Below are 17,164 nucleotides of genomic sequence, written 5' to 3' on the forward strand. Positions count from 1 at the left end.
AAGACCGCATTGTCGCCTTCKGTCACAGGATCTGGGCTCACCACCGTCAGTACCGGCGTATCAGCGTTATCTTCACCATCGAGATCATCAACAATCGTCGTATTRCCCGCMCCATTCAGGTCRAGCACTTCACCTTCGTCACCTATCTCGCCATGGACATTCACATCAAGACCAAAGCTCTCTACCCCTTCAAARATCTCATCGTTCAACGTGCCAAGACTGACACTGATTTCTGAGGCGTCACCCGGTATGACGAGATTGCCACCATTGGCAATGGCAGGCGGTGTTTGTAGTACTCCATCCCCATTGAGGTAAGTCACCGTGAGGTCGCCATCGGCCAGAAAATCCGCCATTTCCGCGCTGTAATCCCCATCTAAATCAATGGTGAATGTGTAGGTTAAGTCGCCATCGACCTCTTTATCCAGTGAGACACCRAAGACCGCATTGTCGCCTTCGGTCACAGGATCTGGGCTCACCACCGTCAGTACCGGCGTATCAGCGTTATCTTCACCATCGAGATCATCAACAATCGTCGTATTRCCCGCACCATTCAGGTCRAGCACTTCACCTTCGTCACCTATCTCGCCATGGACATTCACATCAAGACCAAAGCTCTCTACCCCTTCAAAAATCTCATCGTTCAACGTACCAAGACTGACACTGATTTCTGTGGCATCACCCGGTATAACGAGATTGCCCCCATTGGCAATGGCAGGAGGAGTTTGTAGCACTCCATCCCCATTGAGGTAAGTCACTGTGAGGTCGCCATCAGCCAGAAAATCCGCCATTTCCGCGCTGTAATCCCCATCTAAATCAATAGTAAACGTGTAGGTTAAGTCGCCATCGACCTCTTTATCCAGTGAGACACCGAAGACCGCATTGTCGCCTTCTGTTACAGGATCGGGACTCACCACCGTCAGTACCGGCGTATCGGCGTTATCTTCACCATCGAGATCATCAACAATCGTCGTATTACCCGCACCATTCAGGTCAAGCACTTCACCTTCGTCACCTATCTCGCCATGAACATTCACATCAAGACCAAAGCTCTCTACCCCTTCAAAAATCTCATCGTTCAACGTGCCAAGACTAACACTGATTTCTGAGGCGTCACCCGGTATGACGAGATTGCCACCATTGGCAATGGCAGGAGGGGTTTGTAGTACTCCCTCCCCATTGAGGTAAGTCACCGTGAGGTCGCCATCGGCCAGAAAATCCGCCATTTCCGCGCTGTAATCCCCATCTAAATCAATGGTGAATGTGTAGGTTAAGTCGCCATCGACCTCTTTATCCAGTGAGACACCGAAGACCGCATTGTCGCCTTCTGTCACAGGATCTGGACTCACCACCGTCAGTACCGGCGTATCAGCGTTATCTTCACCATCGAGATCATCAATAATCGTCGCACTACCGCTATCATTCAGATTAAGCTCGGTCGACTCCTCACCAATCTCACCCACTACGTTCACGTCTAGAGCGAAGCTTTCGCTCCCTTCGAAAATATCGTCATCAACAGTCGCTACACTCACGGAGATCCCAGAAGCATCTCCTGGAATAGGTAACGAGTCACCGTTGCTGATAGTGAACTCTTGAGCACCTTCACCATCGGTGTAACTTACGGTAATCCCATTAAACGCGACGAGATCAGCCAATTCCGCACTACCATCAACATTCAACGTAAAGGTGTAATCCAATACCCCGTCCACATCGTTACTGAGTTCGACACCAAATACTGCACTGTCCCCTTCGGTGACGTCGTCCGAATTACTAACGGTTAGGGTTGGTCGATCATCATCGGGCTCTTCACCTGGACCCGAACCGTCATCAACAATACTGCTATCGACAGAGCCACTTCCAACTAACCCACTTACTGATTCAACATTTAGACTGAAAGACTCACTTCCTTCATAAACGTCATCTTGTATGGTCGAGAGGACAACAGACAATGATGTGACGCCAGCTGGCACTACAACGGTACCGTCTTCTTCAACAGTAAGAATTACACCTGTATTTGTTTCAACTACCGCTTCACCAATATCTTCGTCTTCAGCTGTCCCTAATCCAAGTGATAGGTTTAGTGTTGTTTCTTGGTCCGAAGCTTTGTCAAAGCTTATTGTGTACTCTCCATCTTGTCCTTCATCTATGACTGATGGACCAGTTATGCTGATTTCCGGTATCGGGTTGACGACAATATCGACTGTAATGGTGTCCGTGCCTCCTAGCCCATCCGAAACAATCACCGTGAAGCTGTCGTCACCATCATAATTATCATCAGGTGTATATTCCCACGCACCGTCAGTTTCGACAGTAACCGCACCGTTCGTAGGTAAGCTATCCAGTACAAAGGTAAGATCATCTCCATCAGGGTCTGTTGCAGTTAATTGACCTCCAATCGCTATATCCTCATCTGTTTCAACTGCAATATTTTCCCCAATTGGAGCAGCAAAAAGGCTAAAGAAAGGAGCTTCATTGACTAATACGTCGATCAGCGCAAGGCTCTGTGTTTCAGAAAGCCCCTGCCCCTCCAGCCCCTCAGTATCAAATGCTGTAGCTGCTTGAGTTTGAGCGTCAGTTCTTGCAATAGTTGGAAGCCCAGTTCCACCTGAACCAGCTTCTCCACCGGCGGCGGTTGCAAAGTCGTCATTGGCCGTTGGATCGACCCCTTGTTCCAATTGTTCGAAGATCTGAGCAATTTCGCCCTCTAAATCGAGTCCGGTAAAGCCGCCATCCTCGGTCGTCAAGTCCGCTTGAATATTAGGAACATCTGGATTGCCGTTATCTACGGTGACAAGAACCTCACCCGGTGCTGGTGTTTCCCCTGGTCCTAGCTCTCTTATTTGTCCATTAACATCTATAACTATGGTGGCGTTTGCAATGCCCAATAATGACGAGTTACTAATACCCATAATTCTCTTCCTATGACGACGGCATCCTCAGGTAACCCATGCAAGGGCTATCTGTCAAAATGACAATTAATTTGACTCTCATCTAAATTTAGACCGTTTTTACTGATATTCCAGTCATTAAAAACTCTGACTTCGGACATATTTCACAAGTTGTCAATATTTAAGGGAATTTAATTTTGAATTAGGTTCTCAAACTTAGAGAACGTCTACTAAACTTCCAGAGAATAACAACTGTGTAACATCACTATGTAGATCGATATGTTTATTGAAGTACAAATTTCTAAGCTTAAATTGAGCTAAAAATTTGGGTTGTAGTGCATGTTGGATACGAATAAGGAGCAAGTGAGTGAGATGGAATAAGCCTGTTTTGCTAAGTTGTATAATCGCAGCAAGTTTTGGTGCCACTGGCCAAACACTAGAACAAGCAGTCGCGATAACATTAGCAACTAACCCCGAAGTGAAAAGTATATATAACGAGTATCTCAGTAAAGTTAAAGAGAGTGATGCGTCTGGAGGGGCATATTTACCCAGCATCGATTTAGATGCAGGTATTGGTTATGAAGGTATTAGCCCTGCTGATGAGTTAGGAGGAAATCCGGAAGATACCGATATGACACGTAAAGAGGCGTCTATCAGTTTAACCCAACTTTTATGGGATGGATCTGCCACGCTACGCGATATGGACAGGACAGCCGCAGAAGCGGAATCTGTTCGATTGCAAATCCTCGCAGATTCACAAGACATCGCATTACAAGTGACTCAGGTTTATCTGGATGCCATCAAAGCCACTGAAGTATTAGCACTTTCCGAAAGTAACTTAGCGGTTCATAAACGAATCTATAAAGATATTAAAAGGAGATCCGAGTCGGGTATTGGCTCTACTGCGGATGTTTCGCAAGTTGAAGCGCGTATTGCAAAAGCACACGGTAATTTACTTGCCGCACAAAATAACCTTGTCGATACTCATACACAGTTTTATCGTCTTGTAGGTCAGCAACCATTAGGGCTTATCTACCCAAGGGCCGATGAGTCTAAGTTACCTCTTTCGATGACAGACGCCATTGACGTTGCTTTTGATAATCATCCTGTTATTCAGATTGCGAAAGCCGATATCGATTCTGCTCGATTCCAATATGAACAAACTAAAGGAGTGAACTACCCAACGATTTCAGTTGAAGCAAGTCAAACATGGCGAGATGACGCCGGCGGTGACCCTGGCAGCAGTGAAGAAACATTGGCGATGCTTCGTCTTCGTTACAATCTGTTCAATGGTGGTACCGATAGCGATTTAACAGAACGTGCGGCATACCAACTCAACAAAGCAAAAGATCTACGTGATAACGCATACCGACAAGTTGAAGAAGGTTTACGACTGTCATGGTCTGCATTGGATCTAACCCTTCAGCAAAAGAACTTCCTTGCCGATCACGTTGATTCAGCATCTGAAACCGTCATTGCTTATGACAAACAGTATAAAATTGGTCAGCGAACCTTGCTGGATTTACTAAACACGGAAAACGAGCTTTTCGAAGCACGTAAAGACTATTTAGATGCCCACTATTCAGAGCAATATGCGAAGTATCGAGTGATGAACGCAACGGGTTCACTGCTTGACGCCTTGCTGGTTGATATTCCTGAAGACTGGACTCAAAGAGTGGAGTATTGATTATGACGAATAAGACAATGTTAGCAATCAGTATTGCCGCTATCACTCTCGCTGTTTCCGGTTGCGCTAATGATGACTACGATTATATTGAAACGAGTAAAGCTAGCCAAATATCTGACTTAAAGGATGAAGATAGAGACGGTGTGGTGAATGCCAGAGATATTTGCCCAGGAACGCCAACGGGTGCAACCGTTGATAATGACGGATGTGGGCTGACTATCTCAGAGCAAGACTCTATGCAGTTGAGAATCCTGTTTGGGCACGATTCCTATGAAATTAACCCAGTATTTAGTGGGCAAATTCAGACGATGGCAGATTTCTTAAAAACCTACCAGTCTGCTTCCATTGAAATTCAAGGTTACGCAAGTAAAGTAGGTTCTCACGAATATAATTTAGATTTATCGAAGAAACGCGCGCAAGGAGTAAGGGATAAGTTACTCTCTTATGAAATCGATCCAAATCGTGTAGAGATTGTCGGTTATGGGGAGACGCGTTTAGAAAGTGAAGAAGAAGATGCCGCCTCTCATGCAGTTAACCGAAAAGTAACTGCAACGGTAGTTGGCTTAAAAGAGCAAGTCGTAGAGGAATGGAGTATCTTTACCATTCTTGAAAAATAGATATCTGAAAACAACAAAGCGCTCTACTTGTTTTACAACGAGTAGAGCGCTTTTCTTTTTATTGCTATTAATTTTGTTCAGCTGACTAAAGATTAAGAAGCTTTCTTCTTCTCTTCGCAACGACTTGATAGCTGGTGCGTATTCAAATCGTACTGTTCTTTAATCGCATCTTTTACTGTGCCATCCCAGACATGCACACCTACAAAATAACTCGTTCTTGCTAGCACGTGTGCGGCGATTGGTGCTGTAACAATGACGAACGCTACAACGGCCATAGCACGCACAACAATCGAAGTATCATCCCAAAAGACAATGCAGAACCCAACAACAATCAACCCGACGCCTAATGCCCCTGCTTTTGTAGTCGCGTGCATTCGAGTTAACAAATCAGGCATACGATTTAGGCCCAAGCTCGCAAGCAACATTAACATTGCACCTGTTAGAACAAAAAAAGCAATTATCAAATCAATCATCATCTCTGATTCCTCTGTGCTCTAAGTAACGAGAAAAGCCAACCGCCGCCAGAAACGACGTTAACGCAAGAACGATAGCCACATCGATAAATTTAGGTTGGTCATAAGCCATTCCATACAGAACCACCATACCCACCGTCAAAGATGCCATAAGCTCAAGAGCAACTACTCTGTCTGGCAATGATGGTCCTTTAAGCAGGCGCACTGAAGCAAACAACAGCGCTAAGCTTAAAATCATAAAACAAATATCGTAAACCGTATCTAACATAGTGCTAATCCAATAAATCAATAACCATGGCTTCAAGTCGCTTCAATTCAGCGACATGAAGTTGCTCATCTTCAAAGTACATTAAGTGAACGTAAAGCACTTTCTTATCCGTCGAAACATCAAGAGCTAACGATCCTGGTGTTACCGTGATTAACGCAGAAAAGATAGTAATACCACCATCAGTATCAATATCTAATGGAACAGCGATAACGGCTGGTTTCATTAGGTGTGTTGGAGTAACGACATCGTAAGCTACCCGTGCGTTCGCCTTAATTAAGTCCCAGATGAAAAACAAAATAAAGTTAACCACTTTTGGTAATTTACCAAAATAGACTTTAAATGGTTCTCTATCGCGCAATACATAGGCAAGCACAACGTAACTCAGCAGCATACCCGCTAGAAGGTTAGAAATTGTGTAGGAGCCAGATAGCACTAACCAAGCCAGTGCTAATAGCATATTCCATCCAAATGCCTGCATTATTGACCTCCCAGCACAGCTTGAATATATTGCTGCGGATCCAGTATTTGATCAGCTGTCATCGATGCAAGCTGTACAAACCATTCCGCATTAATACCGATGAAAACGGTGATTGCAGCCATAATAATGATTGGTAAATACAGGCACAGACGCTCTGAGTCTGACATCGCTGGTTTTACTTCTGCGTCTTCTGGAAGTTTTTTCCAAAACGCTTCTGCCCAGATCTTAATCATTGAATACATGGTCAATAGACCAACTGCTAACGAAGCAAATACACCAATCCACTGTTTTGCTTCAATACCAGCTTGTATTACCACGAACTTAGCAAAAAAGCCTGATAATGGTGGAATACCAGCCAGTGACATTGCTGGAATAGCAAATAAGATGGCAAGGAAAGGCGCTGACTTGTATAAACCGCCCAATTTCTCTAGTCGATAGCTACCATGCATACGATGCATGACGCCACTGATTAGGAATAAATTGGTTTTCACAATGATATGGTGGAATAAATAGAATACGCCGCCCAAAATCGCTAGTGGTGTGAACAGTGCTAAACCAAGAATCATGTAACCAATTTGGCTCACGATGTGGAATGACAAAATTCTTCGCACTTCAAACTGAGCTGCGGCACCTAATACCCCTGTCACCATGGTGAAAATGCCCATCCACATCAACAGTGTATGGTGGGTAAAACCGAGATCACCGATGAAGATAACGCTGAATACACGGTACAACGCGTACACACCAACTTTCGTTAACAAACCTGCAAAGACTGCTGAAATGGCCACTGGTGGTGTGTGGTAAGACGCTGGTAACCAAAAGAACAGCGGGAATGCCGCAGCTTTAATACCAAATGCCACCAAGAACAGTAGCGATATGACCGTAACCACTTCTGGGTTATCTGACATAGACAGCTTCTGCCCTAGATCGGCCATGTTTAATGTACCCGCATAAGCATAAAGCAAACCGATAGCACTTAAGAACAGAGCTGATGACAACAGGTTCAGGGTTACATACTTTAGTGCACCTTCCATTTGGCTACGTTCACCGCCAAGGATAAGCAGACCAAACGATGCCACTAGCATTATCTCGAACCAAACATACAGGTTAAAGATATCACCGGTTAAGAACGAGCCTAAAACACCCGCAAGCATTAGATGCAGTAATGGGTAAAAGCCGAACTTCTCGTGCTCTTTGGTCATCGTAGCTAATGCATAAATAGAAATACAAAAAGCGACAACCGAAGAAACGGTAACCATTACAACCGCGAGCAAGTCCGCAACGAGTGTAATACCGAATGGTGCATCCCAACCGCCTAAGTTGGTCGCTTGGATACCACTGGTGTACACCGTGTGAAATAACGTGAGCGCTGCTACTAACAGCGAAAAATTTGAGATTACACTGATCCAACGCTGTAGCGTTTGGTGTTTCCACAGCATCATTGATAACGCTGCCGCAAACATTGGGATCAGTACAGGCATTAATAGCATCATAATTGAGAATCTGTACTCTTCATTTCATTCATATCGTCTGCGCCAATCACTTTATAAGCACGTTTAATCAGTACAACGGCAAATGCCAGCACACCAAAGCTAATAACGATAGCGGTTAAGATCAGGGCCTGTGGTAGTGGGTCCGCAATTGGTCCCACGGGCATTGTCATTCCCTCTTCAATCAAAGGTGGCGCACCACGAACTAAGCCGCCGCCCGTAAAGATCAATAGGTTTGTCGCATTGGATAAAATCATTAATCCAATAACCAACTTAACCACACTGCGTCGAAGCATCATGTAAAGTGCTGCCGCATAAAGAGCACCAATGACAATAGCAAATAGAGTTGTCATTTATTCCTCCAACTGTGCTAACGAAAACAGTAGCGTTGTTACCATGCCAGTAACAACAAGATATACGCCAATATCGAAGATTAACGGTGTGCTGATCTTTAGCTCACCAAGCCCAGGGACATGAACATACCACCACACTGCACTTAAATACGCGCTACCCGATTTTATAACACCAATAAAACCGCTTAATAGAGAGATAATCAGACCACCACCCATTAAGTAGCTACTATCAATACCAATTAACTTTCGAGTCTGAGTCGCATCAAATGCAAACAGGTGTAACGCAAACGCAGCTGACGCGACCAGCCCTGCAATGAAGCCACCACCGGGTTCATCGTGCCCACGAAGAAGCAAGAACACAGAGAACAGCAATAACATAGGCAGTAAAAATCGAGCCACTACCTGAAGAATGAGAGAAGTACCGGTATTGTTCATTACTTTTCCTTCTTAGTTCTAAGCATTGCCGTTACACCAATCGCAGCAAGCGATAGAACGAACAGTTCACCTAATGTATCAAGTGCACGATAATCAACTAAAATAACGTTTACGATGTTGCGCCCTTTTGCAATGGTGTAGCTGTTTTCAATCAGATACGTACTGATACGATCTGGCATAGCAAAGTGAGTCACGGTAAGTAGAAGCACCGCCATCATCGCGCCAAAGGTAACCGCTACAATACAGTCTCTCCAACGAACATCACTGCTTGATAGCTTTTGAAACTTAGGCAGTTTGAACAGAACAAGAACTAGCATGATAACCGTTAATGTTTCAATCAATACCTGAGTAATCGCTAAGTCAGGTGCGCTAAAGAACACATAAATTAGTGCCATGGCAAAACCTAGTGCGCCAATTGCAGCAACAGAGCCTAGTCGTAAAGGTGTAATACATGCGTAAGTGATCACTGCAATAATTAGAACCGACAGGCCGATATCTTTAATGGTCACATCTGAGAAATCGATATCCCAGTGGAAGCCAACTTTGGTGAACATCGCGTAAGCCACTAAGGCGATAGTCGTAATGAAGATCGTTAAGATGTAGTTTGCCATGTAGCCATTTTGCAGCTTCATTGTGCTCCACTTAGCGAACTTCACTAGGTTATCCATAAAGATCTCATAACCACGCTCTGGGCCGTAAGAAAGTAATGGTTTAGCTTTGGAAGCTGTTGGGCCAATTGCGTCCCACTTCTTAAACAGGAGATAACCAAGGCCCAGTGCCAATGCACTTATCATTAATGGAAGGTTAATTCCGTGCCAAAGTGCCAAATCTACCGATTCATGAGAGCTTGCAGAGATCGCATTGACGGCAGACGTCACTAATGGGTTCACAAGGCTTGGTAACAGGCCAAAGATAAGACCGACAGTTGCAAGTACAGAAAAACCTAAACGCATCCCCAGAGGTGCCTCATGAGCTTCAATCGGCGTCTCTTTCTTCGCGCCCCAGAATGGTTTAATCACCAATAGGCCCGCACAAGCAACGATAAAGATGGAAGTCAGCAGGGTCATAAAGATTAATAGCATGCTCCATTGGCTAGACAACACGCCTTCAAGCATCATCTCTTTACCAATAAAGCCGAACAGTGGTGGAACACCCGCTAATGCTAACGCCGCAAGAGACATAAACGCAGCCGTATATGGCATCGCTTTGCGCAATCCGCCTAACTCTCTAACGTCTTTTGTTCCTGTTTCGTGATCAATTGTACCAGCCGCCATAAATAGCGCCCCTTTATACAATGCATGACCAAGTAAGAAGACAACCGCAGCAAGAAGAGAAGCTTCAGTACCGATACCTATGAGCATCGTCAATGTACCAAGTGCCATAACTGTTGAGTACGCCAAGATACGTTTCAGATCAGTACTCGTTACCGCTAACGTCGCACCCAATAACATTGTCGTAGCGCCAAATGCCGTTAAAGCAAATGTCCACGTGTCATGACCAGCCATCGTAGGTTGAAGACGTGCCATTAAGTAAACGCCCGCTTTTACCATCGTTGCTGAGTGTAGGTACGAACTAACAGGCGTTGGCGCTGCCATTGCATTCGGCAACCAAAAGTGGAACGGGAACTGTGCAGATTTTGTGAATGCCCCAGCGAGTATCAACACCATCATCACAATAAATAGAGGGTGAGACTGTAGTTCAGAACCTTGAGCAATGATCTCATTAACTTGGTATGTTCCAGCTATTGAGCCAAGAACAATGATACCAGCGAGAAGAGCAAGACCACCGCCGACAGTGACCATCAAACCTTGAAGTGCTGATTTACGTGAGGACTCTTTCTCATGGTAATAACCGATCAACATGTAAGATGTGATACTGGTTAACTCCCAGAAAACAAACATCGCCATCAAGTTATTTGAAAGAACGACTCCTAACATCGCACCCATAAATGCCAATAAATACATCAACAATTTACGTTGATCTGGCTTATGAGCTAAATAGCTTCCAGCATAGACAATGACAAAAAAACCTATCCCAGATATCAGCAACGCAAACAGAAGGCTTAAGCCATCGAGCCAAAAATCTAAACTAATGCCCAGCGTAGGGACCCACTCATAACTAAATAGAAGTGGACCCTGCTCTGTAACAGCAGGAAGGAATGTTAAGAAGTAAACAAATAGTGTCGCTGGCAATATCGCGAGCAACTTACTTGTTTGTTCTCCAAAGTGCCTGAATAACCACGGCACAAACACCGCCAGGAAGAATCCCGACAGAACAGCAATCAGCATTAAAAATAGTCTCCAAAATCTTCTACATTGTATCGCAGTAGAAATGCTTACCCGTAACGGGCATCAGTATGATCAGTATATGAAAAACAATCACAAATGCATATCAGTAAGAAATACTAAATACACTTGCATATGTAGATTCTATCGATGTAACTGTTAAATTTATTAGCATTGGAGTTTATTCAAATTTAATTGATATGAATACTCGCTTGTTGTGAACGAAACACTCGGAATAACCGAGTGAAACCACTATATACAACGGAAATACTGGAATATAAAAAGAGAGAGATCACGGAACGGAGTTCGGCAGTGAGTTGTCTATCACGACTTACTCAAATGATTTTTAACTTATTTTTTATATAGATACTAACAATAAATAGTAAGCGCCACTGCAATATTACATCGTATAGCCATATACTGCTGCAAGATATTAACAGCTCATAACATATCAACTACGTTATGAGCTATTTCTTACGTGAGTAGCTAGTTCTTATGTGAGCAGCAACTAACCTGAGTTAGTTAGTCACTACCGCTGTGGGCTTTGGGAGGACAATACTCAACACCGAGTAGCCCAAAATTGCAGATGCCGTAGAGCCTATCAATATCCCTAAACGTGCATAGGTGTCCATCACTTCTTTTTCCAAGCCAAAGGCTAACGAAGAAATAAAGATCGACATGGTGAAGCCAACGCCGCACAGAAGAGAAACCGCGAAGATATGCCTCATGGTAATACCATCAGGAAGCCTCGCAATGCCTAATTTTAATGAGAGCCAACAAAAAGACATGATACCAATTGGCTTACCAATCAATAACCCAAGCGCTATACCTAGTGGAAGCATGGATGTTAATCCCGCCATTGACACACCTTGCAAAGAAATACCCGCATTAGCCAGAGCAAAAAGTGGCAAAATCCCGAAAGAAACATAGGGATGCAAGGCATGCTCTAATGTTTTAAGCGGTGAGTGAGAGCTGTTCTTCCCCTTAATAGGAATAGCAAAGCCAACCAAGACACCAGCTAATGTTGCATGAACACCAGACTTTAAGACTGCAAACCATAATATCGCTCCGATCAACAGGTACCAATGAAGGGACGTGACCTTTTTAGCATTCAAGTAAAACAGTATGCCTGTCGAAATGAAACCAACGACAAGTGCAATGATTGACAAGTCCGTCGTATAAAACAGTGCAATGATAACCACAGCACCTAAGTCATCAATAATAGCAAGAGCCAATAAAAACACTTTCAAACTAATTGGTACTCGATTACCAAGCAGTGCCATTATCCCTAATGCAAAAGCAATATCGGTCGCCGCTGGAATCGCCCAGCCTGCCATCGCTTCAGGGTTTTGAGAGTTAAACATAATATAAACAAGAGCAGGTGCAAGCATGCCACCTACAGCCGCAATAGCCGGAAACATTGCCGTTTCTTTCGATCTCAATGCGCCTTCAATAAGCTCTCGTTTAACTTCTAAGCCAATAATTAGAAAGAAAATCGCCATCAAGCCATCATTAATCCAGTGAGAAAGAGACATCCCCAAAACATAGGTATGTAAAAATCCTTGGTAAAAGCCATTTAATGGAGAGTTAGCTACCATCATCGCTATTACTGCGGCAATTACGAGTAAAATGCCACTGGCAGACTCCATTTTGAGGAAGTCGCGGATAATGCCTGTCATGTTCAGCCCTTTTGAATATAAAAATAACAATTAGTGAGCGAATAGTTATCAACTTTAAAATCAACCAGATAAATAACTTCGTTTCTGCTGATATAATAATTCGTAATTTCCGATATAACAACGTTGCAAGATCGCAATTAATGGACTAGTAATATCCTGTTACACTCTAAGTAAAGCACAAAAAAAACTCGCCAAACAATTAATTTGGCGAGTTTATATATTTCGAGTTTAGTCAACAATAGTTAAACAATTAATACCCAGTTAACTGCATAAAACCCTTAGCTTGATGTGATCCAGATACTTCGACGGGCCCTTCCCAGTAGGGAATAATGAAAGGTAGCAACAATTTTTTATTTACTGGAGTCAACATCAAATTAATATCGTAATCAGGAACCATAATACCCCACTCTAACGGAACACGTTTCCCTCCGGTTAACACACTACCTTTAGAGGAGACCAAGGAAATTTGAGTTTCATCAAGTGATATGGTTTTTCCAGTGTTGCTGATGATGGTTCCATAGATATATGGCATTTGTTCTTGATGGCGATATCGGCTAACGGTTAAGGTTTCACTTTCGTTTAAATCAATTACAAACCAATCCCATCCTTTCTGACGCTGAGAAATAAGCTGGCTGCCCCACTCTTTACTCATCCATGCATTGCCTTTTACTCTCACCGTTTTATTTTCACCAAGTGTCATCTCACCTTTAACAGATAAAAATGGAGCACTAATGTTAAATGCGGCGATTGGCAGTAAGTCATGTTTAGGTTGGTAACCATCTTCACCTAACAGTGCAAATGGGCCGGAAGTTTGAGTGCGTAATTTCAGGTCAAATTCGTTAGTAGAAATCTCCATTTCACCTGGAAACGGGGTATTTCCTAACGATTGCCAACACCAGTTATCAATCCATATTTTAAATGGATTAACGATCATACCAGCTTGACCAATCCCACCACGCGCAATGCGTTGCTCTTTCCATACTTGAGTACTGTTTGATATTACGACATGAGAAATGTAGATTTGAGGGCTCTGCCAACCAGCGGTTCTTCGCTCGTCACTGGCAATACGAAAATAACTCCATTGAATGGCGTATTCATGGCCCTCTTCATCGACTACATTTGCAAAATATTGCCACCACTCATGCTGGTATTCAGGGTGAAAACGAAAATCATCAGGTAAGGTTACTGAAGTGTCGGGAAGAACAGGCTCAAACACCTGCTTTTGTATCATATCCACAACCATGCTTTGAGTTCCAGACAACTCTTTACTCACCGATTGTTCAGAGTCCAAATATAGCAGAGTCGCGACAATGGTCATGACCATAAGTACTAATACGACTCTGACTACACTTAGCTTTCGTTTTTCCGGTTTTTTCGTCATTTAAAGCGCATCTCTCAGAGATTTCATCGGTGTATTTTTAATGGTTCGCAACACGGGTAACGCTCCGGCAATCATTAGTGAGGTCATTACCCAAAGTATGGTTTTTACATACTCGATTGGTACAAATTTAAGTTCCAGAGTCCAGCCGAAAGATTGCTTAATCACCACGTCAACAACGAGATTCGCCAATGCAAGACCTAGAGGCATAGCAATCGCTATCGCTATCATGCAGAACACAAACAGCTGAAGTCCACTGATAACAACCAGTTCTTTTCCTGAAATACCAAAACAGCGCAGTAAAGATATATGCCGCTGCCTTGAAACTTCTCCAGCCAAAGTGGCAAAGAAGATCCCACACACCGCTATAAGTAAAGTTATGTTGCCAAGAGTATCGGCAATAGCAAATGTTCGATCAAAAACTTTCATCGCTTGAGTGTGAATATCACTATTATCATAAACACGGTCAGAACTAAGTCTAAATACGGCTTCTAATCGATTTTTAAGTCCTGTCGGATTAACGTCAGGTTTAAGTTCAATACCAAGTGCAACATCGCCACTACCAGCATAGCCATTTAGCCAATTTCTATGAGACAGCAGCACTTGGTTATACGGGTTGCCGTAATCATAGTAGACACCAACAACCTGCCATCGTTGACCTAATTTATTCGATAGATTGATGAAGTCACCAGGGCGAATATCCAGCTTAAGTGACATAGACTCACTGATCATCACCCCTTTAGAATGATGTAGGTGATACCAGTAATTTGGAATACCTAGCTTTACAGTTAGTGCATCTAATTCTGCATCTGAGGCACCAGTACTCACAATCTGTAGTACACCTTGCTTCGTTGCCTCATCCTTCTCCCAACGCCACCAAACACTCTCAACCTCAGGTTGTTTTTGTAGCCAAGTGCTTAGGCGTGCAGCAGAGTTATTGCTTGGGTAAATATAGACATCAGCAGCTAAGCGTTGAGTCAGCCATTTATCCGTGGTATCACGAAAGCTGCCAATCATGGTTTCTACACCTATATTGCCTGCCATCGCGAGCATTAACGCCATGGTTGCAACACCGCGATAACTCATACTCGCCGCTGCGTCTGCAAAGAACCAACGTAACTTCACCCAACGTAAAGAGTAGGTAAAACTAGTAAAGACTTTCCAGATCAAAAATGGTGTAAACAAGGCTACACTCATGAGCATTAAGGCAATCAGGGTGAAGCCTGTTTCTTGCGTTTGTGGCACTTGATAGACTGCAACGGCAACGACACACAATATACATGCAAGGAATGCTTGGAAGGTAAATTCTATCCCTGCAAATCGAACCAAAGAGAGCCTAGACGTTAAACGATTAGGTTGAGAGCGTAACAAACGCACAAGTGGCCAAATACACGCTGTCGCAACGCCTAAGACGCACATACCTAAGCTATATAAGCTTGAATGATAGCTCCAACTAATCTCTATTCCAACGCTCGCATCGTACAGCTCACCTAAACTAGTTGCTACTGCAGGAATAAGCTGATTAGCTAGCATTAAACCGAGTATATTACCGAAGAACCAACTAATTAGGATCATGCTAAACAACTCAAGCGATAATGCTTTAGCAAGTTGCCAACCTGATACACCCGTTTGCCTTAACATGCCAACGAGAGGTTGACGCTGAACAAACGAAAGTGAGATTGCTTGGTAGAAGATAAATAAGCCAACAACAAAAGAAAGCATACCCAGCGCACTAAGATTCATATGGAACGCGTTGGTCAATGATTCTAATTCAGAGCGAGAGCTACGAACTAAGGTCAATCCGTTTGGAAGATTTCCTTTCAGTTTCGCTAATTTAGCTTTGGACATATCACCACAGGCGATCAAGTCCAATCCAGAGCTTCGATTAAGCATTCTGAGTAGTGAAATATCGGCAATCATTCGAGTGCCTGTTAAGCTTTTATTCTTATCAACAACGATTGGACCTAGCCGGGACTGATCATTCAAAGTCATGAAATCACCGTCCTCCCAATCAAGCCTCTCCGCTAGCCCCTGACTCACAACTATAGGGTACGGTGGCTTCATCAAATCTAGGTTTTTCAACTCTTTTAATGACATCCCTTGCTTCACTTGAAGCATGGCGACAGGATCAATACCAACTAATACAAGGTCATCCCCTTTAGCCGTTTTAATCACTTGCTGATCAAAAGGGAGACATTCATTAAAACCATCGCGTCTTAACTGAATGTATAAACCTTGTGGCACTTTGTTGGATACGTGTTTAGGGCGGATTCGATAAGGTAATGGGTTCGAAAATAGTTTTTCACCATCGGCATAGCTTGCACGTGCATGATGGTTTATCGAGGTCACACCAACTAATAGTGAAACACCCAGTGTTAACCCAAGTAAGACTAAGATTATTTGAAGAGGATAACGACGGTAATGCCCGAGTAGCGCTTTAACTACGGGCCATAACATGTAATTGCCCTCCTTGAAGGCGTATACGGCCATCCATGTGTTCTGCTACTTTCTCACTGTGTGTAACAAGCAAAAGCGTACAATCAAGTTGACGTGTCAAAGAAGTCAACAAACGCATGACGGCTTCTGCATTTCGCTCATCCAAACTTCCAGTCGGCTCGTCCGCTAATAAAATTTTCGGTTCCATATACAACGCACGCGCAATAGCGGCTCTTTGTTGTTGACCACCAGACACTTCTTCTGGGTAACGTCCTAGAAGAGGCATAAGATCAAGTGCAGACAAAATTTGTCGCCATAATCCATGGTCTTCTGGTAAACCTTTTAACTGGCGGCAGAAGCGAATGTTATCTGCGATATTAAGCGTAGGCAGCAGATTAAACTGCTGAAAGATAAGGCCAATATTATTACGACGGTAAGCAGTTCGTCGATGCTCAGGGCTAGCATGCATTGAAAAATTTGGGTACCAAACTTCACCTGAATCTATTGCATCCAAACCAGCTATCAAGTTCAAAAGCGTACTTTTCCCAGTACCACTTTCTCCCATTAACGCTACTTGATCACCTTGATTTAATGTTAATTCAGCGCCTTGTAAAACAGGGTGAAATTCACCACCATCTACATATCCTTTACACAGGTCGGTCAGCTGTAACATTAATTAGCTCGCAATAATTTGATTGGG

14 protein-coding genes are annotated in these 17,164 nt (G+C 43.5%); 2 read left to right on the top strand and 12 right to left on the bottom strand.

Translation table 11 applies throughout. The features are described from left to right. On the bottom strand, positions 1–2,906 hold a 2,906-nt coding region (locus L4D20_RS13620), incomplete at its 3' end, for an Ig-like domain-containing protein (RefSeq protein WP_428802148.1). Positions 2,907–3,252: 346 nt separating this feature from the next. Between L4D20_RS13620 and L4D20_RS13625 the strand changes: the two genes are divergently transcribed. Next, complete coding sequence (locus L4D20_RS13625; RefSeq protein ID WP_428802149.1) at positions 3,253–4,572, top strand: TolC family outer membrane protein; 1,320 nt, start codon at positions 3,253–3,255, stop codon at positions 4,570–4,572. Positions 4,573–4,589: 17 nt separating this feature from the next. Then, positions 4,590–5,189 carry an OmpA family protein gene (locus tag L4D20_RS13630; protein WP_428802529.1) on the top strand — a complete coding sequence of 200 codons (600 nt, stop codon included), beginning with the start codon at positions 4,590–4,592 and terminating at the stop codon, positions 5,187–5,189. A gap of 92 nt (positions 5,190–5,281) precedes the next feature. Here the strand turns inward: L4D20_RS13630 and mnhG are convergent, their stop codons facing one another. From mnhG to L4D20_RS13685, 11 genes are all read right to left on the bottom strand, one after another. Beyond that, a complete protein-coding gene (gene mnhG, locus L4D20_RS13635; RefSeq protein WP_428802150.1) occupies positions 5,282–5,665 on the bottom strand; it encodes a monovalent cation/H(+) antiporter subunit G in 384 nt (127 codons plus the stop codon). Then, complete coding sequence (locus L4D20_RS13640) at positions 5,655–5,930, bottom strand: MrpF/PhaF family protein (protein WP_428802151.1); 276 nt, start codon at positions 5,928–5,930, stop codon at positions 5,655–5,657. The genes mnhG and L4D20_RS13640 overlap by 11 nt, the downstream gene beginning before the upstream one ends. 4 nt (positions 5,931–5,934) lie before the next feature. Next, complete coding sequence (locus tag L4D20_RS13645) at positions 5,935–6,408, bottom strand: Na+/H+ antiporter subunit E (protein WP_428802152.1); 474 nt, start codon at positions 6,406–6,408, stop codon at positions 5,935–5,937. Further along, positions 6,408–7,901 carry a Na+/H+ antiporter subunit D gene (locus L4D20_RS13650; RefSeq protein ID WP_428802153.1) on the bottom strand — a complete coding sequence of 498 codons (1,494 nt, stop codon included), beginning with the start codon at positions 7,899–7,901 and terminating at the stop codon, positions 6,408–6,410. The genes L4D20_RS13645 and L4D20_RS13650 overlap by 1 nt, the downstream gene beginning before the upstream one ends. Beyond that, complete coding sequence (locus tag L4D20_RS13655; RefSeq protein WP_428802154.1) at positions 7,898–8,251, bottom strand: Na+/H+ antiporter subunit C; 354 nt, start codon at positions 8,249–8,251, stop codon at positions 7,898–7,900. Before L4D20_RS13655 ends, L4D20_RS13650 begins: the two co-directional genes overlap by 4 nt. After that, the gene (locus L4D20_RS13660) at positions 8,252–8,686 is read right to left on the bottom strand and encodes a Na+/H+ antiporter subunit B (RefSeq protein WP_428802155.1); all 435 of its coding nucleotides are present in this window, start codon (positions 8,684–8,686) and stop codon (positions 8,252–8,254) included. Then, a complete protein-coding gene (locus L4D20_RS13665) occupies positions 8,686–10,974 on the bottom strand; it encodes a putative monovalent cation/H+ antiporter subunit A (protein WP_428802156.1) in 2,289 nt (762 codons plus the stop codon). The genes L4D20_RS13660 and L4D20_RS13665 overlap by 1 nt, the downstream gene beginning before the upstream one ends. A 515-nt stretch (positions 10,975–11,489) precedes the next feature. Next, positions 11,490–12,650: a Na+/H+ antiporter NhaA gene (nhaA, locus tag L4D20_RS13670; protein WP_428802157.1), complete on the bottom strand. Its 1,161-nt coding sequence runs from the start codon at positions 12,648–12,650 to the stop codon at positions 11,490–11,492. Positions 12,651–12,900: 250 nt separating this feature from the next. Continuing rightward, positions 12,901–14,031: a lipocalin-like domain-containing protein gene (locus tag L4D20_RS13675; RefSeq protein WP_428802158.1), complete on the bottom strand. Its 1,131-nt coding sequence runs from the start codon at positions 14,029–14,031 to the stop codon at positions 12,901–12,903. Further along, complete coding sequence (locus L4D20_RS13680; RefSeq protein ID WP_428802159.1) at positions 14,032–16,485, bottom strand: ABC transporter permease; 2,454 nt, start codon at positions 16,483–16,485, stop codon at positions 14,032–14,034. Beyond that, entirely contained in the window at positions 16,466–17,137 is a 672-nt protein-coding gene (locus tag L4D20_RS13685) for an ABC transporter ATP-binding protein (protein ID WP_428802160.1), read from the bottom strand. The genes L4D20_RS13680 and L4D20_RS13685 overlap by 20 nt, the downstream gene beginning before the upstream one ends. Between the last annotated feature and the right edge of the window lie 27 nt (positions 17,138–17,164).

The sequence above is a fragment of the Vibrio kyushuensis genome (assembly GCF_050337325.1).
GTDB lineage: Bacteria > Pseudomonadota > Gammaproteobacteria > Enterobacterales > Vibrionaceae > Vibrio > Vibrio kyushuensis.